The sequence below is a fragment of the Pseudomonas sp. S3_C06 genome (assembly GCF_054667675.1).
This window is the reverse complement of the sequence record NZ_CP162747.1, coordinates 442,920-464,149: the sequence shown is the minus strand read 5'-3', so window position 1 is coordinate 464,149 and position 21,230 is coordinate 442,920. Positions and strand designations below refer to the sequence as shown.

The following is a 21,230-nucleotide window of genomic DNA, read 5'->3' as shown; positions in this document are numbered from 1 at the left end:
GCTACACGTTCGGCCCGCGGCTCGATATTACCTCTGGCGACAACAATGATTCCCTCTGGCCCGTCTAAATCAATGGCCCCTCCTTCCATAGACTTGGTTGCACAGGCCGCCTGAACAGGCGCCGGGTTTCATCCGAATCTCTGACAACCAACTGAAGGGCAGATCATGAAAACCTCCTACGACCCGCTTTATCTTTTCATCGGTGGTGAATGGATCAGTGCCGAAGGGCGCGATACCGCCGCCGTCGTCAACCCGGCGACCGGCCGGGAAATCGGCCGCGTCCCGCTCGCCACCGCAGGCGATCTTGATCACACCCTGGAAGTGACTCGCCTGAGCTTCGAGCAGTGGCGCCAGACCGTGCCTGACCAACGCGCAAAAATCCTCAAGCGTGCCGCCGACCTGATCCTGGAACGTGCACCGCAGATTGCCGCGCAGATGACCTTGGAGGAAGGCAAACCGCTGAGTGAAAGCCTCGATGAAGTGACCCGTGCGGCGGAGTATTTCGAATGGTTCGCCGAAAGCGCCCGGCGTATCGATGGCCGTGTGGTCCCGGCTAACCGACCAGGCGTGTTGCAACTGGTCAAACGCCAGGCCATCGGCCCGGTGGCCGCATTTACACCGTGGAATTTCCCGGCCATCACCCCGGCACGCAAGCTCTCGGCAGCACTGGCCGCCGGTTGCAGCGTCATCCTCAAACCGGGTGAGGAAAGCCCCTCCACAGCACTGGCCCTGGCGCGTGCACTCGACGATGCAGGATTGCCCAAGGGTGTGCTGCAAGTGGTGTTTGGCGTACCGGATCAAGTGTCCAGCCATCTGATCGCCTCGCCGATCATTCGCAAGGTGACCTTCACCGGCTCGGTGCCCATCGGTCGTCTGCTGTCTGCACGCGCTGCCGAAGGCGTGAAGCCCATCACCCTTGAACTGGGCGGGCACGGACCGGTGCTGGTGTTCGAAGATGCCGACATTGAAAAAGCCGCCGTTGAGGGCGTCGCCAACCGCTTTCGCGGCACCGGGCAGGTGTGCATTTCATCCACTCGGTTTCTGATCCAGCGTGGCGCCTATCAAGCCTTTGTCGATCACTTTGTCGCGGCGACCCAAGCCCTGAGAATCGGTGACGGCCTGCATCCGGACACTCAGGTCGGACCGTTAGCCAACCCAAGGCAATTGGCAAAAATGGAAGAACTGGTCGCCGATGCCGTCGAAAAAGGTGCACGAGTATTGGTCGGTGGCGAAGCCTTGTCAGGCGAGGGCTACTTCTTCCAGCCCACCGTTCTGGCGGATGTGCCGATGAACGCCCGCATCATGCACGAAGAACCCTTCGGCCCCATCGCCGTACTGATGCGGTTCGATGAGCTGGCCGATGGGCTGCAAGAAGCCAACCGCCTGCCCTACGGACTCTCGGCCTACGCGTTCACCTCCAGCGCGCGCACGGCCATTGACGTCGCCGACGGATTAGAGGCCGGGATGATCGGCATCAACCAATACCGCATCGTCGCGACCGAGCTCCCGTTCGGCGGCATGAAAGAAAGCGGTCACGGCTCCGAAGGCGGCATTGAAGGCATCGAGCACTATCTGACCCACAAATTCATCAGCCAGGTTTAAGGAACTCGCCCATGTCCAAGCTCAATTTCAGCAGTCCTCGCGAAGCCGCGCGCGCGTTCACGCCAAAGCTGTCGCAATTCGTCGACTCGACGCTTTATCCGCAAATCTGGAGTGACCCGGCGCTGTCCCCGCGCGACCGTAGCCTGATCACCGTGGCGGCATTGATAGCCGCTGGTCACTCGGAAGAGTTGCCTGCCCACTTACGCCGCGCGGCTGGCAACGGTGTAACCCAAGACGAACTGGCGGCAGCGATCACGCACCTGGCTTTCTATGTGGGCTTCCCTGGCGCCATCACTGCGTCTGCTATCGCCAACGCCACGTTCAGCGAAACGGAGAACAACTGAATGAAAGCCATCAACATCAGAGAATTTGGTGCGCCAGACGTCCTCGAACTCGTCGAGGTCGCCGATCCTGAAGTCCGTCCTGACGACCTGCTGGTACGTGTCTATGCCGCCGGAGTGAACCGAGCGGATTCGACGCACCGGACCGGTGGCTACGGCCATCCGGATTTCGGTGACTCGCTGATCATCGGCCTGGAAATCGCTGGCGAAGTGATCGGCAAAGGTAAAGCGGTGACGGGGTTCGAGGTCGGAGATCGCGTCATGGGTGTGGTCGGCGGCGGCGCCTACGCCGAGCAGGCACGCATCGATTACCGCATGGCCATGCACATCCCTGCGCAGGTTGACTATGTACATGCGGCGGCCATTCCCGAGGTCTTCGTCACGGCCCATGAAGCGATGATGCACCTGGCTCGGCTCAAGGCTGGCGATTCGGTGCTGATACACGCGGCCGCTGGCGGCGTCGGGTCTGCTGCGGTGCAGTTGGCTTACGCCACCGGCGCCACGGTGTATGCGACCACCGAAGGCAGCAAGCTGGCGCGTGTCGAGCATTTGGGCGCAGACGTGGCGATCGATTACAAGACGCAGGACTTCGCTCAAGTGATCGCCGAAAAAACCCAGGGGCGTGGCGTCGATGTGATCATCGACTTTATCGGTGAGCCCTACTTCGCCCGCAACATCGCGTCCCTTGCCAAGGGCGGTCGCCTGATTCAGGTCGGCATCCTTGGCGGTGGCGGCAACGTCACGGTGGCGCTGGAGGACATTCTTTACCGCCACTTGCAAATCATCGGCACGGTGATGAAGTCACGCACGCAACCGGAGAAGCACGCCATGATCAAGCGATTCCGCGATCACTGGCTTGATCGCTTCGAAGGTGCCGGAAGCCTTGAGCCGGTCGTCGATAGCACGTTTGCTCTAGCGCGGGCTGCCGATGCGCATCGCCGGATGGAGTCTTCCGGGAACGTCGGGAAAATCATTTTGACGATGCAGCCAGAAGACTTGATTTAAAACGGGTCGAATGGTCGATTAACAACGGTGCCCTTGATGGGCACCGTTTTCTGCTTATGCATTGACATGCATAAGTGTTCGGGCTTAGTCGACCTGTTCCGTATGTCGACAACCCGCTTCTCATGCCTTTCTTTGAAAGTTCGACGTGGGGCTGGCCATGCCTTTCGACATTGCGATGATTGTGGCTGAGGTGAAGAAGCTGTTGGCCTCCTCATAGATACTCAACGACAAAGGCAATTTCGGCGTTGGCATCGCCTGCCTTCATTTGCGCATTGGAAGGTTCAATGCGCACGAAACGCGCTTGCAAGTCTACAGCTGCATTCCCGCCTTCCGATGTAGGCGCTTTCGTTATGTAGTTCTGATTCAGCTTGAGTGGCTTCCCGTCTCTGAAGCGCATCTGCAATGCCAAACCTTTGGCAGTGGAGCTACTGTTCAGATTTACCATGCCAGTATTAGCGTCCCACGCAGGGCTGCCCGCAGTGGGCGAAAAGGAGTAGCGGAAGTTGTTTATTCCGGCAGGACAGTTTTTCATACTGAGAAAAAAGTATTGCTCCTTGGCATAGGCACCGTTCTTCGGGAAATCGCTCAAGTTATAGCTACCCATATCAACTTTTACATCGGGTGTTTCGCAAGACTGTGAGACCACCCGCGTGCCACTTGTATTCAATGCAAGAGGCTCGATTTCAGCAGCGACAAATTTCCCTAATTGGCCTGAGGGTATCGTCGCACTCCCGGAAATCTCCCCCGTCTTTACAAGCCGCAAGATGTGCTCAGTGCCATTCCACCCCCAACCGCCAGCGACGTCGGAGTCACCCGGAAAGCCTTTCCATACTTTGCCCGATGGCGGTCGAACCCATTGCCAGCCGATGCCGGTATTTCCAATGGGAAAAGTCTGCGCGCCCGCCTGGGTGGTGCCCACAGAATTTCGCACCCCTTCATTGTGTACCGCAGAGCACCTGAACGAACTGGGAATGGCTCCCAGCGTCACGATTGGGCTTTCATAGATAACCGTGCCGTTCGGCGTGTCCCGCGGCACCGAGATCGTGGCCGGAAGGACAACTCGGAGGTTGCCCATGGAATTGTCGGGATAGAATTCGCATACCGCCGCCGTTGCGTTTGACGACAGCATGTACAAGAGCCCGACAATTGATATATGGCATAACTTCATAACACTCCCCCTGACTCTGCATTGCATGCAAACAACTGAATAATTGACGATGGTGCGAATATTTAACCGGCAGCAAAATCACCATAAGCGGAGCGAAAAGATAATGAATAAATAACACTTGAGCAAAAGGTTTATTTATTCAACAACCAGACAATGCTCATGGACTTATAGCCAGCTAGCTAAATTCGGATTATCTATAAAAGGCCAAGTTGAACACCTTCCTTTGCCAGCGCAAATAACCAACAACCAATTTAAGACTCGTCTTAAAGGCACAACGAAACTCTGGCATTACACTGACTTCTCTTGATAGGAGAAACGATTCCGTGAGAGCCCTCGATACCCTCAATAGCGCAAAACCCCAGAGCAACGCCGCCATCTACTGCCTGACGATTCTGGCACTGGCGCTGATCGCCATGACCGTGGTCGCCGGTCATGAGCTCAATGAACTGTTTCCACTGAAGGATGTGGTGCAACAACAGGAGGTCCAACTCACCCACCGCGCCGATGCTATCCAGTCAATGAGCGCAGAACTCAAGCGCCTGGCAGAACAGAAGCAAGCCCTGGAAACCGATCTGCTTAACGCGAAGGAACAAGTGAAGGCCGCCGAGACGGCAAAGACCGAGCTGGAAAACACTCAACGCGCGACGCAAACCAGCACCGCGCTAGAGGATGAAGACTCTCTGTGCGCGATCATCGAGCAAAATATCCGCCTCGTAGCGGATCAGCTCAGTCGCGACGACTTCTTTCGCTTGCGTGATGAGCGCGAAGCTGAAGCCGAAGCAGTGCTTGAAAGCTATGAAAAACAACTCGCCACCTGCATTGAACAACTGACGGCACAAACCGCATCGCCAGCTCAGAATTCTGCACCCGATGTGCAAGACTTCACTTCACCGATCAAGCACTGATAAACAAAGCCCTGGCAACCAGGGCTTTACGCTCACAGTCAGAGCTTGAATTCCTTGGTCAATTTGTTCAGCGACGCCGCTAACTGCGAGAGCTCCGCCGATGCAACCGCCGTCTGTTTCGATCCTTCTGCGGTTTCACAGGACAAGTCGCGAATGCTGATCAGGCTGCGATCCACTTCACGCGCAACCTGAGCCTGCTCTTCGGCAGCGGTCGCCATCAGCAGATTTCGTTCATTGATGAGATTCAGTGAGCCAGTAATGTCGGTCAGCACTTCGCCGGCGATATTGGCCATCTCGAGCGTTCTTTCGGCCTGAGAGCGGGTGTGGCTCATGGAAGAAACCGCCCGACTGGTGCCCGACTGAATGGAGCTGACCATGGATTCAATGTCCTCGGTCGATTTCTGCGTACGTTGCGCCAGCCCTCTCACCTCATCTGCAACCACGGCAAAGCCACGGCCCGCCTCCCCCGCCCGTGCCGCTTCGATGGCCGCGTTCAAAGCGAGCAGATTGGTTTGTTCGGCGACTTCTCGGATCACGTCCAGCACGCTGCTGATATCGCTCGCCATCGTAGAAAGCGCCTGCACTTCAGCCGAGGTGCTATGCACGCTGGAAACCATCAGATTGATTGCCGCGACCGTTTCGCTGACCTGGGCTTTACCGGCAACAGCTGCTGCGCTTGATTCCGACGTCAGTTGCGAGGTCGATGCGGCGTTGTCCGCGACCTGCTCCACCGCCGCACTCATTTCAGTCACGGCGGTGGCGGCCATTTCGATTTCATGACTCTGACGCTGAGTGATACGCGAAATATCTTCGGTGACGCCGTGCATGACTTCCGAGGTTTCGGCCAACTGCGTGGACGAGTCACGGATCATGATCAGCGCATCACGCAAACTGGCCTGCATCGCGGCCAACGAAGACAGCATCTGCGCCGCCTCATCGGAACCATCCAGCGCGATGGTTTCGCTCAAATCGTTGGCGGCGATGCATTCCGCAACCCTTAGCGAGCCTGCAATCGGCACCGTCAGGCTGCGCGTGTACAACACCGCCAGGGCCAAGGAAGCACCGATGGCAATGACAATGAACACACTGACGATCAACAGCGTGTGTTCGTAGACATTGTCGGCCTGCTTGCCCGCTTCATATGCTTCGATCTCGTTGAGAGCAATCAGCTTTTTGAGCGCGACCTGCACGCCGTCCGAGGCGGCACGCATCTGATTCTTTGACAGCGCAATGGCCGCTTCAAGCTGCCCTTTCGCCACGGTTTCAAGGTATTGGTCCTGCGCCTGATCATTGACCGCTTGTGCTTTGGCGAACTCCTCGAACGCTTTACGCCCAGCGTCAGTAGTCAGCAGATCAATGAGCGCTCGTTGATGATTTTTGATGAGCTGACGCGATTGCTGAATGTCCATCAGGGCCTGAGCCTTGCGCTCAGGGGTTTCGATAGGGTTACGCAAACGGGCGTTATTGCCCTTGATTTCGATGAACTCGCGATCCAGTTGGCCGAGCAGCTTGATGCTTGGCACGATGGTCGTCTCGACATAGGTTTCTGCCTTGTTGAGCAAGTCGACTTGCTGCAAGGCGATCAATCCGATCGCGATAATCATGAGACAGAACAAGCCAAAACACAGCGCCGATCGCGGCGCGAGGTTGAGTTTACGAAGCAGCATGATGCCTTACCTTAGAGTGTATTCAAGACAATGGGTCTTACGAGCTGGCAGGAAAGCTGGCGCAGACAATCAGCCGTCACCGCGCAAGGGTGCAGCTAGCGGTTTGCACACGAAGAAAGCGTGGGATCAGTTGAGGCCGGCTCCGCACTTTCATTGAGCGCGGGATCAGCCAGCATCAGAAAATCCGCCAATCGCGGCAGATTGATTTTCGAGACCAGACGCATCCAGCGTTGCGGATGCGGGTTGAAGAAGGTCTTCGACCACTGATGATCATCACTGGGGTTGAAAATCAGCAGGTGACGAATCAGCGGGTTTTCCCCAAAAAAATCGAGCGGATCCATCGCCATCTCGTTGAGCAACTCAGCATTGACGACGACCAGGCTGAGCCGCTGGGGGCAGTAATACGTCAGTATTCTCAGGTCACGATAAGTGCATACGTTCACGACGCTGAGACAGCCCAGCTTGTTGAACTGCTGTTCAATCGACAGGCCTCTACGCACGTCGCTATCGGCGATCAGGATCCGCAAGGATCGACTTCGGTTATTTTCAAGAAACATCGGACACCTTTGGCAGCTCCATTCTTCCTTTCAAGAAAATAACCAAGGGCCAGCCCGTCCGATATGAGACTTGTCTCAAAATGACCGCAGGGGTCGCTGAACGAAAACCACACTTTGCTGACAAGCCCGCGCTAGCGGGGCCCGGCATGGTTCAAAGTCTTTGGAGGGAGGGATTTTGCAACAGTGGAGAGCGGCGCAATGCCAGAAGCGCGAGACGGTTGTGTACGAACCAGACAATTCTCATTATTAATGCCCCTTGTTGTCAGTAACCTTGAAACAAGGGGCGCAAACTCATTCTTTCTCAGTCCATCAAGGCAGCGTCAGCGTCACGACGTAATTGCCAGTCGTTATCGGGTGGCCGTTGTTGTCCGTGAGCAGCAGGCGCTGGTCGTAATATTTTTCCTGCTCGTGGGTATCGGCAATCATCTTCACGAATACTTGCTGGCGCGGCTCACCCCGCCCAGCCGCACTGACGTTGGTCACCGAGAACATCTGACCAGTGCTCGCCTGCGGACAATCAAGCAGCTCGAAAGAAGCAGAAGCACGGCTGGCGCCACTCGCCATGCAACTTGCCTCGACAATCTGTCCGCTGAAGCGAATCACTCCGCTGACGGGCGCAGACTGGGCCGCGCTGACGGTGTCAAAACCAAGCAGGCAGAGACTGGCAATCAATAAAGGACGTCGAATGATCATCGCGAAACTCCATGGTTATTAACCAAGGTATCGCCCGTTACAAAATGATCTTTAACGTGCCCCTTCATTACAAGGCCAGTCAGCAGGGCCCTGCGCCAATACGGTTACAGCTCGACCCGTTTGATTTTCTTGATCAGATCAGCTTGTGCATGCTCAAGCTTCAACGCGCTGCGATTGATATCCAGTGGATCGATGACCGGCGCTTCGCACTCGGCCTCAAGGTCGTTACACGCCTCGATGACCTGATGCTCGGCGACGATGCGCGCCGCGCCCTTGATCCGATGTGCCAGGTCAGCCAACAAACCGGGATCGCTTTCGGGTATCAGCGAATGCAACTCCTCCAGATCCTTCTCGCAACTAGACAGCGCCTCGCGCAGCAGTTCTTTCATCATGTCGAGATCGCCTCCGGTGAGTTCGGTCAGACGCTCGCGAATCGACCCCAGCTCCTTGATACTCGCCGCTGGCGGGCTTTGAACCGGCTCGGTTTCGACATTCTTTTCCCAGCCGGCAAGCATGGTCGACAAGGTGCTGAGGCTGATCGGTTTGAACAGACAGTCATCCATCCCCGCCTCTCGGCATTTCACTTTTTCTTCCGGCTGCGCGTTGGCTGTGAAGCCCAAGACGATACACGGCGCGCCACCACTGTCGCGTTCGTCCTGGCGGATGGTGCGGGCCAGTTCATAGCCGTTCATGACCGGCATGTTGCAGTCCGTGATGACAATGTCGAACGGCTCAGAGCGCCACAACGCCAATGCCTGCGCTCCATCGGCAGCGTCACGCACCGCCTGGCCAAGAAAGCTGAGCTGCTGCATCAGCAGCAGACGATTGGCGCTCTGGTCATCCACTACCAGAATCCGCAGCGTCGGCACTGGCTTGTCCTGGACGACCGAAACAGGCAGCACCTTGCCGCCGAGCGGACTGAGGATATTGAAGAACAGCGACACTTCCAGGCAGGTGCCTTTGCCCAGCGTACTGGTGATGTTCAGCCGCCCGCCCATCAACTCGCACAGCGAACGTGAAATCGCCAACCCCAGACCGGTGCCGCCCCGGTTCGAGGGGCCGTGATTGGCTTGCGAAAACGGCTGGAACAGGTTCTGCAAATCAGCGCTGGAAATGCCGATGCCGGTGTCCTCGACTTTCAAGTCGACCTGCAAACGTTCGTCAGCAAGGCGTTGGCCACGAATCGAGACGCTGACATGCCCGGTATCGGTAAACTTGATGGCATTGCCGACCAGGTTCGAGAGCACCTGCTGGAAGCGCATCGGATCAACCAGTACGTCACAGCCGACGGTGGCGTCGATATCGAGCTTCAACACCAGACTCTTCTGCCTGGCCAGGCCGTCGAAGACCCGCGCTACGGATTCGACCAGTTCGCGCAGGTTGGCACGTTTCGGCGAAAGACTGACATGCCCAGACTCGATGCGAACCACATCGAGAATGTCGCCGATCAGCTCCAGCAGGCCTTTGGCCGAGTCGTAGGCCACTTCAATCGCCGGTCGATCGAAGTGGCCCTGCTCGGCGCGCTTGAGTGTGAGTTCAAGCATGCCGATCACGGCGCTCATCGGCGTACGGATTTCGTGGCTCATCGTCGCCAGGAATGTGGTTTTGGCGCGGCTCGACTCATCGGCCAGCTCTTTCGCCGAACGCAACTCTTCGATCAGTTCGCGGCGCTCGCTGATGTCGATCCAGCCGCAGATCACGCCTCTGACTTCGCCCGTTGTGTCGTGATAAGGCTGAATCCAGTGATAAATGATCAGCCGCGTATCACCGACATGCAGCGTGCGATCCACCTCGTAAGGTTCGTCCCGCTCGATGACGCGCAGATAGTCATCGTGAAATTGCAACGCCTCCTGGCGATTGCGCTTGCCGCTTTCGAGCACGGTCTTGCCAATTACGTCCTTTTCCAACAGGCCAAACGTCTGCAGATAATTGTTATTGCAGGTGACAAGCCGACCTTCCCGATCGCGAACGTAAATGGGATGCGGCGTGCCGTTGATCAGCGCCCCCATGAACTTCAGTTGATCGCCGAGCAAGCGCTCTGCCCGACTGCGCTCGCGGATCTGCCGGCGAATATAGAAATTCCACGCCAGCGATCCGAGGATGATCAGGAATGCGCCAGCGCTGATCTGGTAGATCAACGTCTTGTAATCGCGCCACGACAAACCCGAGAACGCAGCAATGGGACGCCAACGGTTGAGAATCACGTCCAGCTCATCGGGTGGAATGCTCAACAGAGCCTTGTTCAGAATGCTGACCAGTTCGGTATCGGCGCGTCGGGCGGCGAAGGCGAGGAAACCCTTGTTCATGCCGACGATGTTGGAGATGCGCAAACTGTCGCTGTAGATGTGAGCGATGTAGTAACGCGCACTGTGCAACGTGGTAATCATCGCGTCTGCTCGCCCATCCTTCACGTCAGCCAGAGCGCCCAGCACTGTTTCGCTGTCGACAATCTCGATGTCGGGGTAATCCTTGAGCAGCTCACGCTCCGCCGAACTCTCGGGGACGGCGACACGCTTGCCGCGTAGCTCCTGCAGGCTTGACGGCGCGCCTGCGTCCTTGGCGGTGACGATCACAAAGGGACTGGCGAGGAACGGGTGGGTGAAACGCATACCGACTTCACGGGAGACGGTTGGCGTCAGCAACGAGATATCGGCACTGCCATCCAGCAGGCGTGTGCTCAAGCTGGAAAAACTGTCGGTGCGCTCTACATCGATCTGCAAACCAGTGCGCCGCTGAATCAGCTCCAGCAGATCGGCGCCGATCCCGCCAAAATTGCCATCGCCATCAAAGAACGCAAATGGCGCCTGATCGTCATTGATCACGAACCGCGCGACCGGGTGCAGTTCAAGCCAGCGTGCTTCACCGGGTGTCAGATCGATGCGTTTGGGTGTCAGTGCCCCGCCGCCACCGGACCAGCGCTTGGAAATTTCGGCTATCTTGCCCTCACCCATCGACTCGATGACCGAGTCGATCAGACGCAGCAGTTGATCATTACCTCGGCGCAAGGCAAAGCTGAAACCGCTGGTTTGCGTTTTGACGAAAGAGTGCAGGCGCACATAGTTGAAGTAGTTGAGATTGATAAGATAATTGCTGGACACCGTGTCGCCCAGAAACAAATCGACTTTGCCAAACGCCAGCGCGGCCAGTGCCAACTCGTTCGATGGGAAAAGTACGAACTCGGCGTTGGGGTACAAGCCATGCAGCTGACTGGATGGCAGGTAATCGTCGGCAACCGCAATACGCAGACCGGCCAGATTGGCCGGCATCGGTCGCCGATCATCGCCGCGCATGAACATCGCCGGCACGTCTTCGACATAAGGTTTGCTGAGCGTGACGAGGCCATCGATCAACTCGAAACTGTTGGAGCTGCCCAACATGTCGATGTCGCCGCGTTCAAGCGCCGCCATGGCCTCGCGACGGTCAGGATAAGCCTTGACGGTAACTTCGACATGCAAGGCCTGGCCGATAATGCAGGCAATGTCGGCGGCAATCCCCTCATAACGCGTACCGCTTGCGGTCATGACATAGGGCGGAAAATCCGGAAGCGCCGATCCCAATACGAGGCTGCGTTTCTGCCGTAGCCAACTCCAGTCTTCATTGCCCAGATCGACTTGCACCTCCTTGCAGTCCGATCGACCGAACACCTGCAGAGTGCGCGGCTCTGCTGCCCACAACGACCCGCTACCGAACACGAAAAGCACACTGACTAGCAAAACACCGCGCAACAGATGAAACATAAGCGAGTTATCCCTGGTTGTCGGCTGTCAGGCTGTGCTGCAACTTGAACAGCTCTGCATCACCACGAATGCCAAGCTTTTTGAAAGCGGCCTGTTTTTGCCCACTGATGGTTTTGCGACTGCGCGAGAACTTCAAAGCGATCTGCGTCACCCCCATACCCTCGAGGCAGCAGCGCAAGACTTCTTTCTCTTTCGGCGACAGCAGAGGATTGCTCAGAAAATCGTCGCTGTGCGCCGCGCCGTCATCATTGCTACCAGCAGGCTCATCGACTGACACAGGCAGCACATCAAGTTCGAAGGCCATTGCCGGCGACAGGTACAACTGGCCGGACGCTGCGCAGCGGATGCCGGTGATCAGGTCATCGACTGGCTGGGACTTGCCGAAGAATCCGCTGACGCCCGCTCCGATCGCCATGTTCACTACTGCCGGGCGCTCTTCGGAGGATGAGACGAGGATGCGCATGCCCGGATATTGCTTGCGCAGCAGGCGAATCAGATTAAGCCCGTCCAGCTCGCCATCGTGCAGCTTGTAGTCGAGTATCAGCAGGTCGATTTCGGTCTCGCGCAATCCAGCGAGCAACTGCGCACTGCTCGCGTACACGCCCACGACACTGAACTCGGCTTCGCGCGTCAGCCGCGATTTCATCGCCAGACGTATGAGCGAGTGATCATCAAGGATGGCAACGCGTAACGGATTCACGACTGACCAATGCATGAACAGCTCCATGATGAGGAGGGTTGAAGGATCATCAGCACTTGGCAACCGCAGCCGATCCCGGGCATCACCGAAGCATTCAGGTGCATCTGATTGATTTCTCGTCACATGATGATTGTTTTGAAGACGTGACGAAATAGGGCTTTGTCCCAAAAGTCAGACCGCGCGCGCGGATCAAAGGTCGGACGTGCCTATTGCCCGGCGCCAGGACGATTTTTGCCCCTCAAAACGCCAATCGACCAGATGCGCCCAATTCATGGGTCGAGCATAGAAGAAGCCCTGCCCCCACTGGCAACCGAGTCGAGCCAGGTGATGGACCTGATCTGCGGTTTCAATGCCTTCTGCGACCACTCGCATGTCCAGCTCGCGCGCCAAGGCCAGTGCACCGTGGATAACTGCACTGTAGCGAGCCTGCTGGAAATTCTGCACGAAACCGGCGTCGAGTTTGATTTCGTTGAACGGCATCTGACACAGTCGTTCCAGCGAAGAATAGCCGACACCGAAATCATCGATCGCCAGGCTGAAGCCGAGCATGCGCAGACGCACCATGTTTTCCATGCTGATCTCGGGCATCTGCAGCAGACCGGTTTCCGTCAGCTCGAATATGAGCCCGGCTGGCGAGGCGCCGTGAATGCGCAACAGCGCCTTGATCCGGTCGACGAGATTCGGGTTGGCCATCTGCGTGACGTCGAGATTGAAGGCGAGCTTGAACGGCTTGCCGTGGGACTGCACAAAACGCTGCAGACTCAGTCCTTGCGTGAGCAGGCTGAAAAACATTTCGTCGAGCAGTCCGCAACGCTCGATCGTTGGCAGAAACATACCCGGTGAAAGCAACCCGCGACTAGGGCTTTGCCAGCGCACCAGCACCTCGGCGCCATCCACCTCACCACTGCGCAGATGAAACTTGGGCTGGAAGTACGCGCGAAATTCCTGCCGGCGTATCGCTTCCAGTACTTCGTTCTCCGTAGGCTGATCGAGATGACTTTCCGCGAGTTTGGCATCGACCTGGCTGTTCGGCCGATAGCGAGCCAGCAATGGCGCCAGCACATCGACCATCAAGGGCTTGCCGACACTGCCAAGCAATTCCAGGCCCTGCAACGTGACAATTCGATCGACCGTGCGTAACAAGTCTTCAGGCAGTGAACTGCAGATGATCACTGCGCGAATCAATCCGGCCTCTCTCGCCAGGCGCAGAAAGGTCAAACCATCCATCCCGGCCATGCTCAAGTCACACAACGCAACGTCCACACCTCCTGCCTGGGAGATCAAAGCCAGCGCATCCTTTCCGTCAGCCGCCTGAAAGATATTTTTGTAACCCAGACTGTTAAGCGCGCTGACCGCAGCCGTGCGCTGGAAGGCGTGATCTTCCAATACCAATATACGAAGCGTGTTCACAAACCGGGAACCTCTTTCTATCAGCCATTAATAGCGAAAAGCTTGAATCATCTTCCAACAGAAAGATTGCTCACAAACTTTGCATTGACTGAGAATTTCTGCGTCCGCGAATACTAATCAGGTAGAGCTCGCGCGACTTTGAGAATTGTCTCATTTAGTCCACTGCACTTTACTGAGAATATAAATACGCACTTCCGATATTGCCGCTTTGTTCGCACTTGCCACGCTTTAAGACAAATCTCAAAGACCCATCACTATCACCGACCTAACATGGCCTGGCATTTCAATGCAGCACTTCACAATAACTTCGGATATAAACATGAAAAAGTTCGCTTTCGCAGTACTCACTCTTTCCGTACTGGCTGCCTCCACTGGCGCACTGGCTGAAGAAGCCGCTAAAGCCGTCAAGGGCGGCAGCGGTCAAATCAGTTTCACCGGCGTCATCAACAACGACGCGTGCTCGGTAGATGGCGCTTCGGGTAACGACAAGATGATCGCTGTGGACATGGGCAGCGTATCGATCAAAGACATGGGCACCGATTCTGCCCCGGGTGCTGGTCGCGTGGCTGCCAACGATTTCAACCTGAAAGTGAACTGCAACGCCGGCACCAAAGTGTCGATGCTGTTCAAACCAACCGTAAACGGTGGTTCGGGCCTGGTTGATGGCAAGAAAGTTCTCAAGCTGCAAGGTACTGATGCGGCCAAAGGCGTAGGTATCGCGCTGCTGGACAGCAACGGCCAGTTGATCGACCTGAGCTCTGAAGCCACTGCCAAAGTACAGACCAGTCTGACCGGCGACGGCACCACTGGCGGCGACGGCACCCTGTCGTTCGCAGCCGCTTACGTCACCACCGGCGACAAGACCACCGCTACTGCAGGTACCGGTAACGCCACTCTGCCGTTCGTTCTCGAATACGAATAAGCAGCACGCAATACCTGGACGGGGCCGCTGTGCCTCGTCCTTCCCCACCAGATCAATCGGTGAAAACTATGTTAAGTCGCTATTTTCCGCTGTGCCTGGGGCTTGCCGGGGTGTTGATGACGCACTCGGCATTCGCCAGCATCTCCTTGAGTTCCACCCGGATCATTTTCGATGGCGCGCACAAAGAGGCGAACGTCACCGTGCGCAACGGCGGGCAAACCATCCTGGCGCAATCGTGGCTGGATGCCGGCGACACGGCTGGCAGCGCGCCGCCATTTGCGGTGACTCCACCGCTGGCCCGACTCGAACCCAATCAACAGCAACTGTTGAGGATTCTCTATGAAGGCCGCGGCATGCCTGCAGACAAAGAGTCAGTGGTGTGGCTGAACGTGCAGGAAATCCCTCAGGCCAGCGCTGCCGATGTCAATACGCTGCAACTGGCGGTACGTCAGCGCATCAAGGTTTTCTTCCGTCCGGACGGACTCACCGGAGCCGCCGCGCAAGCGCCGGTGCAACTTGTATGGCAACTGGTCACGCAAGCTGGCAAGTCGGTACTGAAAGTAAAAAATCAAAGCAATTACCACGTATCGCTGGCCGACCTGAAAGTCGCTGCTGGAAATAAAGCGGAACTGGTGATTGATTCGACAATGATCGCTCCGGGCGAAGTTCGCTCGTTCAACTTGAAAGAGTTGCCACCCGGTTCTCCACGCCTGACTTTTTCAGCCATTAATGATTACGGCGCACAACAACGATTCGATGCACCACTCAGCGCTATCGAAAGTCATGCCGAGCGCGTGAAAGATGCATCCGCCCAGTAAATTCCTCGCCCCGCCCCGCCAATTCACAAGCTATTTACGAGTTCCGGACTCCGGTTGAAGCAACACGGACTGATAAGGCAAATTGCATGTTTTCCTCCCAACACCACACATCTTCAAGTTGTGTAAAGCATCACGTTGCGCGCCATAAAAACAAAACGGCGTTGGGCTGCCTGCATCCATTGTGCTTTGCCATCAACATGGCCATTTGTGGCTTCGCCATGGGTGCCGAAGGCCCCGCCGCGGTAGCGGGTGAAGCGTTCAATACCTTGTTTCTGGAAGGTTCATCGGCGGTCGATCTGCAGCCTTTGTTGAATGCCAACAGCGTTCTGCCTGGCCGATATCGCGTTGACGTTTTCAGCAACGGCACGCTGGTCGGTCGTCGCGACGTTGATTTCGCGGCCAACCCGCTCAACGGCAAAGTCGAGCCACGTATCACCCTGGAATTGTTACAGCAGCTGGGTGTGGACATGCGCAAACTGCGTGAGCAAGGTCTGGTTGATGAGCAACGGCCTGCCGATCACTACGATCTTGCGTCGATGATCGAGCAAGCCAGTATCAGTTTTGACGCCAACCGCCTGCGCCTCAATATCAGCGTGCCGCAGGTTGCTATGGCACGCGGCATGCGCGGCTATGTTGACCCAGAGCTTTGGGACGATGGCGTGGCCGCCGGATTCATCAACTATCAGTTGAGCAGCACCCGCAGCAAAACCGATTACTCGACGCAGATCTCCAATAATCTGGGGCTGCGCAACGGCATCAACTTCGGTGCCTGGCGTTTGCGTAACGAGTCCAATCTGAGCAGTGCCACCGGCCGGCCCAATCGGTTTGTCAGCAACCGCACGTTCATCCAGCGCGACCTCACGGCGATCAAGGGGCAACTGAGCGCGGGTGAAATCTTTTCCGACTCAGACCTGTTCGACAGCGTGCGCTATCAAGGCGTCAAGGTAGCCTCTGATGAGGGCATGCGCGCAGACAGCGAGCGCGGCTATGCGCCAATCATTCGTGGCGTGGCTGAAACCAATGCGAAGATCGAGGTCCGCCAGGATAACTACATTCTTTACACCACCAACGTGCCGCCGGGGCCGTTCGAGATCAGTGATATCTATCCATCGGGTTCCAATGGCGATCTGGAGATCACCATTGTCGAGGCGGATGGTCGGCGCAAGGTCACCCGGCAGGCGTTCTCCGCCCTGCCGACGATGGTGCGTGAGGGACAGTTGAAGTACAGCCTGTCGAGCGGCAAATTCAACAACAACAGCGAAGGCTATGACAAGCCGGCCTTCCTGGGCGGCACTTTCGCCTACGGTCTGACCAGCAACCTGACAGGCATTGCCGGCATTCAGGCCAGCAATGGTTTCAAGGCGCTTTCCGTCGGTGCGGCGAAGAACACTTCGATTGGCGCGATGTCGCTGGACGTGACGCAATCGTCCAGCAAGGCATTTGGCAAAACGACCCAGGGCAGCAGCGTACGCGCGCTCTATGCAAAGACCTTCACCGGCACCGATACCAGCTTCACCCTCGCCGCCTATCGTTATTCGACCGAGGGTTACCGCACGCTGACCGACCACGTTCAAGACACCAGCACCGGCGCTACACGGCGCGCAGGTAACGCCAAAACCCGTACCGACCTCACGGTCAACCAGACCCTGGGCGAAGCGCGCCAGTACGGCTCGCTGTACTTGAATGCCAGTGATCAGCGCTATTGGGATCGCGGCGGCTCGCGCAGCTTCTCCGCCGGTTACAACAACAATTGGCGCGACCTGAACTACAACATCAGCTTGAGTAAAACCGAGGAATTCGGCACACGCGGCGACACCACTCACGACACCCAATTGAGCGTTTCGATCTCATTCCCGCTCGGATCGACACCTCGCGCACCTCGCGCCTACATTTCCAGCAATCATCAGAATACCGGCACCAGTACACAAGCCGGGATCAATGGTTATCTGACTGAAGACAGTGACACCTACTATTCCGTACAGACCGGGCGCAGTGTGCAAGGTGATCGCTCCGGCTCACTCAGCCTGAGTACCCGTACAGCGATGGGCGATCTGGGATTGGGCTACAGCCGAGGCAGCGGTTATGAATCACAGAACCTGAGCGCGGCCGGATCGATCGTGGCTCACGCGGGGGGAATCAACATGGGCCAGACCGTCGGCGAAACATTCGCAATGGTGGAAGTGCCTGGCATGTCAGGGGTAGAAGTCAGCAGCTACTCCGGCGTGAAAACCGGCCTCAACGGCTATGCCGTCCTTCCAAACGCACAGCCCTATCGCGTGAATTGGGTGACACTGGACACACGAAATCTCGGCGGTGACATAGAGCTGGACAACACCACTCAACAACTCGTACCGAGACGAGGTTCAGTAGTGCTCGCGCGCTTCGAGGGCAGCAAAGGTCGACGGATCCAGTTCGAACTCTACGATGCCGAGGGCAACCCCCTCCCATTCGGAGCGGTATTGATGGATGCCGATGGTAAACAACTGGCACTTTCCGACCCCACCGGCAAGGCGTTAGCGCTTGTTACCAAAGATCAAGGGATTATTACAATCAAGTGGCAGGGTAAAAGTTGCCCCGCCCCTTACAAGCTTCCAGAACGACTGAAGGATTTGAACTATGAGCATTACCGGCTTTCTTGCTCAACCAGCGTAGACACATCGAAATAACACGTTCAATTCTTCAATCTTCAATATCAAGGCTCTGATTTATTCAGAGCCTTGTCGTTTCTGCGCGTCTAGCCATGGCGCATAAAAACAAGACAATTCCTATATCCTCATGCAGAAGACTCATTACCATAAAAGGCGTAGTGAGCACTCACGCGCAACCGTGTGAGATCAATAGCCCCAACGCCCTATAGCCGAGAAAGCCAAGAGAATTAGCCATGCCAAAAATCAGTGCAATGAGCGTAACCATCTATAAGAAAAAACCAGAGAACAACCAACACATAAAATCAGATTCGCAAAATCATCTATCACTTACGAAGAAAACCACTAGCGACGACAAGATTAGAATTGATTCCAGAGAAGAAGGTGTTGATACGGTCAAACAGCCTATTAGTGCAGTCGAGCTCATAAAAAAACAAATTGCCGAGATGCAGCAACAACTTGCCACTCGCAGAGCAGAGCTGGCTAAAATCGAAAGAATGAATATGCCAGAAGAAGAGAAGTCTCAAAGAACAATCGAGATTCAAAATCAGATTTCTGTATGTGCTGGCAACCTCCACGCGCTGCCGGCAACATTGATCCAAATGACACTCAGCGTTGACACACACGCTTGAAATCCCCGCCGATGGCCGCACTGGCGCAGGCCAACGCCTCATGGCGCGTCGCAAAGCGACGCGCCGAAGGTACGTGGCCCGAGCCAGTGCCTACCCATCAGCAGCTGCCGGGCGGGATGCCTTCCTTGTTAAAATCTTTGAGGCGCTTTTGCTCTTCCTCTGTGGAATGCGCCGGCGTCGATTGATCAGGTACTTCTTCCTCTGGAAATTGTGCTGTTTCTTCAGTCATTGCTTTGCCCTCGTTCTGGTTACTCATTCGGCATCGGCCGAGGGCTGGCAGTTCCAAAACTTCGCACCTTCTCCCTCTCGGCGAGCAAGTACTCTTAAGTCTCTGGATAGCGCAACCTCACACCACGCGCGCTTCGTTTCAAAGCGGTTACAACCAGAAGCCCTTGTGCGGTTCAGCCGCCTCCCCCTCCAGCATCGGCCCCAGCACACTGACCTTGCGCTGCCCCTTGGCGAACACCTCGCGGCACGGCAGAGAGAACGTCGGGTTCTCCGGATGGTCACCGGTCAATCCCAGTAACGCATGCTCCGACAAGGCATAAACCACCCGCCCGATCCCGGTCCAATACACCGCGCCGGCGCACATGCAGCAAGGTTCGGCGCTGGTGTACAGCGTGCACAGTTCCAGCTCTTGCGGCGACAGCAGTTTTGCCGCTGCGGCGGCCGCCACCAACTCGGCATGCTGAGTCGGATCGCCTTGCGGCGGCATCGAGTTGTTCCCCGCTTCGACAATCACCTTGCCGTTGCGATCCGCCACCAATGCCGCGAACGGATGGCGACCGCGTTGTTTCGATGCCTCGGACAAGGCGATGGTCTGGCGCAGCAAGGCCAGATCAAGCTCGCTGACGCCGGCCGGAATGAGCTGAGTGAATTGATTCATGGGTAACTCCTGGGCAGTGGAAAACAAAAGGTCAGTCGGCCAGTTCAGCGCCGAGGGTTTCGGTCGATTTTTTTTCGTTGTTGAGCAGGATGTTGAGGACGATGGCGGTGATCGCGCCGAGGAAAATCCCGCTGTCGAGCACCAGTTTCAGGGTCGGGCCGACGTGTTCGAACAGCGCCGGAAAGGACATCGGCAGCACGCCGACACTCACTGAAACGGCGACGATGATGCCGTTGCGCGTCCCCTCGAATTGCACCCGTGACAGTTCTTGAATGCCCGCCACCGTGGTCATGCCGAACATCACGATCGCGCAGCCACCGAGCACTGGCGTCGGCACGGCGGCGATCAACGCGCCGAGTTTGGGGAACAGGCCCATCAGCACCATGATTGCCCCGGCGGCGGCCACGACGAAGCGGCTTTTCACGTTGGAAAGCGCGATCAAACCGGTGTTCTGAGTGAAGGCGTTGTAGGGAAAGCTGTTGAACAAACCGCCGAGCATGGTCGACAAGCCGTCGGCGCGGAACGCGTTGCCGAGAGTCTGTTGCGTGGTCGGTTTGCCGGTCAGTTTGCCGATCGCCAAGCAGTTGCCGGTGGTCTCGGCCATGATCACCAGCATCGCCAGGGTCATGATCAGAATCGGCACCGGTGCGAATTCCGGCGCGCCGAAGGCGATCGGCGCACTCAGCTCAAACCACGCCGCTTCGCTGACACGATTGAAGTGAGTCATACCGCAGGCTGCTGCGATCAGGCTGCCGACGAACAGACCAATCAGCACGCTGAGGTTGCCGAGAAAGCCCTTGCATTTGGCGTAGATCACTAGCGTCACGCTGACCGTCGCCAAACCGAGCAACAGGTTCGCGGGATTACCAAAATCCGCCGAGTCGGGATTGCCGCCGCCCAGCCAGATCGCCACCGCCGGCATTAGCGAGATGCCGATAATGGTGATCAGACTGCCAATCACCACCGGCGGAAAAAACCGCAGCAAGCGGCTGAACACCGGTGCCAGGGCAATGGTGATAAAGCCCGCTGCGATCACCGCGCCGAAAATCTGACTGAGGCCGAATTCCTTGCCGATCATGATCATCGGCGCCAGGGCAATAAACGAGCAGCCCTGAATCAACGGCAGCCGTGCGCCGAATTTCCAGAAGCCGATAGTTTGAATCAGCGTCGCCACGCCAGAGGTCAACAGGTTGGCGTTGATCAGCAACATCACCTGCGCCGAGGTCAGCCCCATCGCACTGCCAAGAATCAGCGGCACCGCCACCGCTCCCGCGTACATCACCAGCACATGCTGCAAGCCAAACGTGAACAACTGTCGCAGTGGCAAAATCTCGTCCACCGGATGAATGCGTTGTGTAGTCATTTCACACGCTCCTGAAGGTGCGGCATCTGTTGAGATCGCGGGCATGCTCAGGGGCGTTTGAAAATCAGATCCGCCCCGGAGATCGTTTGACGCGGGGCCATGGTTGAACGTTTATTGCGATGAACCAAATTAGCAACCATCGCTTTTTTCGATGGCACGAATCTGGCATTGGTTATCTG

Annotated in this window: 18 protein-coding genes; 8 read left to right on the top strand and 10 right to left on the bottom strand. The window is 56.7% G+C overall.

Annotated elements, in window-relative coordinates; all coding sequences use genetic code 11:
- Positions 1 to 165 precede the first annotated feature (165 nt).
- Genes AB4N44_RS01925 through AB4N44_RS01915 form a run of 3 tightly spaced genes read left to right on the top strand, consistent with a single transcriptional unit; the run spans position 166 to position 2,948 of the window.
- Positions 166 to 1,602 carry an NAD-dependent succinate-semialdehyde dehydrogenase gene (locus AB4N44_RS01925; RefSeq protein WP_077572895.1) on the top strand — a complete coding sequence of 479 codons (1,437 nt, stop codon included), beginning with the start codon at positions 166 to 168 and terminating at the stop codon, positions 1,600 to 1,602.
- 11 nt (positions 1,603 to 1,613) lie between these two features.
- A complete protein-coding gene (locus AB4N44_RS01920; protein WP_034154073.1) occupies positions 1,614 to 1,946 on the top strand; it encodes a carboxymuconolactone decarboxylase family protein in 333 nt (110 codons plus the stop codon).
- Entirely contained in the window at positions 1,947 to 2,948 is a 1,002-nt protein-coding gene (locus AB4N44_RS01915; RefSeq protein ID WP_460110516.1) for an NAD(P)H-quinone oxidoreductase, read from the top strand. It abuts the gene before it with no gap.
- A gap of 211 nt (positions 2,949 to 3,159) precedes the next feature.
- Here the strand turns inward: AB4N44_RS01915 and AB4N44_RS01910 are convergent, their stop codons facing one another.
- Complete coding sequence (locus AB4N44_RS01910; protein WP_254846362.1) at positions 3,160 to 4,077, bottom strand: fimbrial protein; 918 nt, start codon at positions 4,075 to 4,077, stop codon at positions 3,160 to 3,162.
- A gap of 362 nt (positions 4,078 to 4,439) precedes the next feature.
- Here AB4N44_RS01910 and AB4N44_RS01905 point away from each other — a divergent pair, with 362 nt between their 5' ends.
- Positions 4,440 to 5,021, top strand: coding sequence for a hypothetical protein (locus AB4N44_RS01905; RefSeq protein ID WP_460158162.1), 582 nt, complete (start codon positions 4,440 to 4,442; stop codon positions 5,019 to 5,021).
- Between the two features lie 38 nt (positions 5,022 to 5,059).
- Here AB4N44_RS01905 and AB4N44_RS01900 read toward each other — a convergent pair whose 3' ends face one another.
- The 6 genes from AB4N44_RS01900 to AB4N44_RS01875 all read right to left on the bottom strand — a co-directional run bounded on the left by AB4N44_RS01900 (position 5,060) and on the right by AB4N44_RS01875 (position 13,785).
- On the bottom strand, positions 5,060 to 6,688 hold the full coding sequence (locus AB4N44_RS01900; RefSeq protein WP_077572900.1) for a methyl-accepting chemotaxis protein: 1,629 nt from the start codon (positions 6,686 to 6,688) through the stop codon (positions 5,060 to 5,062).
- Between the two features lie 95 nt (positions 6,689 to 6,783).
- The gene (locus AB4N44_RS01895) at positions 6,784 to 7,245 is read right to left on the bottom strand and encodes a hypothetical protein (RefSeq protein WP_077572901.1); all 462 of its coding nucleotides are present in this window, start codon (positions 7,243 to 7,245) and stop codon (positions 6,784 to 6,786) included.
- 309 nt (positions 7,246 to 7,554) lie between these two features.
- Positions 7,555 to 7,938 (bottom strand): hypothetical protein, encoded by a 384-nt coding sequence (locus AB4N44_RS01890; RefSeq protein WP_077572902.1) that lies wholly within the window; start codon positions 7,936 to 7,938, stop codon positions 7,555 to 7,557.
- Between the two features lie 104 nt (positions 7,939 to 8,042).
- Positions 8,043 to 11,675, bottom strand: a complete 3,633-nt coding sequence (locus AB4N44_RS01885; protein ID WP_160040041.1) for a transporter substrate-binding domain-containing protein — start codon at positions 11,673 to 11,675, stop codon at positions 8,043 to 8,045.
- 7 nt (positions 11,676 to 11,682) lie between these two features.
- Positions 11,683 to 12,390, bottom strand: coding sequence for a response regulator transcription factor (locus AB4N44_RS01880; protein ID WP_137217056.1), 708 nt, complete (start codon positions 12,388 to 12,390; stop codon positions 11,683 to 11,685).
- Positions 12,391 to 12,564: 174 nt separating this feature from the next.
- Complete coding sequence (locus tag AB4N44_RS01875) at positions 12,565 to 13,785, bottom strand: EAL domain-containing response regulator (RefSeq protein WP_034154081.1); 1,221 nt, start codon at positions 13,783 to 13,785, stop codon at positions 12,565 to 12,567.
- A gap of 319 nt (positions 13,786 to 14,104) precedes the next feature.
- On the opposite strand from AB4N44_RS01875, the gene AB4N44_RS01870 reads away from it, so the two are divergent.
- From AB4N44_RS01870 to AB4N44_RS01855, 4 genes are all read left to right on the top strand, one after another.
- Positions 14,105 to 14,707 carry a fimbrial protein gene (locus AB4N44_RS01870; protein WP_016986831.1) on the top strand — a complete coding sequence of 201 codons (603 nt, stop codon included), beginning with the start codon at positions 14,105 to 14,107 and terminating at the stop codon, positions 14,705 to 14,707.
- Between the two features lie 68 nt (positions 14,708 to 14,775).
- Positions 14,776 to 15,525 (top strand): fimbrial biogenesis chaperone, encoded by a 750-nt coding sequence (locus tag AB4N44_RS01865; RefSeq protein ID WP_460111648.1) that lies wholly within the window; start codon positions 14,776 to 14,778, stop codon positions 15,523 to 15,525.
- 197 nt (positions 15,526 to 15,722) lie between these two features.
- Positions 15,723 to 18,191: a fimbria/pilus outer membrane usher protein gene (locus AB4N44_RS01860; protein WP_460110522.1), complete on the top strand. Its 2,469-nt coding sequence runs from the start codon at positions 15,723 to 15,725 to the stop codon at positions 18,189 to 18,191.
- 215 nt (positions 18,192 to 18,406) lie between these two features.
- Positions 18,407 to 18,802, top strand: a complete 396-nt coding sequence (locus AB4N44_RS01855) for a hypothetical protein (RefSeq protein WP_460110524.1) — start codon at positions 18,407 to 18,409, stop codon at positions 18,800 to 18,802.
- 97 nt (positions 18,803 to 18,899) lie between these two features.
- On the opposite strand, the gene AB4N44_RS01850 is transcribed toward AB4N44_RS01855, so the two are convergent.
- From AB4N44_RS01850 to AB4N44_RS01840, 3 genes are all read right to left on the bottom strand, one after another.
- Complete coding sequence (locus tag AB4N44_RS01850; RefSeq protein ID WP_086936038.1) at positions 18,900 to 19,031, bottom strand: hypothetical protein; 132 nt, start codon at positions 19,029 to 19,031, stop codon at positions 18,900 to 18,902.
- A gap of 147 nt (positions 19,032 to 19,178) precedes the next feature.
- Positions 19,179 to 19,688: a nucleoside deaminase gene (locus AB4N44_RS01845; protein ID WP_460158161.1), complete on the bottom strand. Its 510-nt coding sequence runs from the start codon at positions 19,686 to 19,688 to the stop codon at positions 19,179 to 19,181.
- 31 nt (positions 19,689 to 19,719) lie between these two features.
- Positions 19,720 to 21,051 carry a nucleobase:cation symporter-2 family protein gene (locus AB4N44_RS01840; RefSeq protein ID WP_460110525.1) on the bottom strand — a complete coding sequence of 444 codons (1,332 nt, stop codon included), beginning with the start codon at positions 21,049 to 21,051 and terminating at the stop codon, positions 19,720 to 19,722.
- Positions 21,052 to 21,230 lie beyond the last annotated feature (179 nt).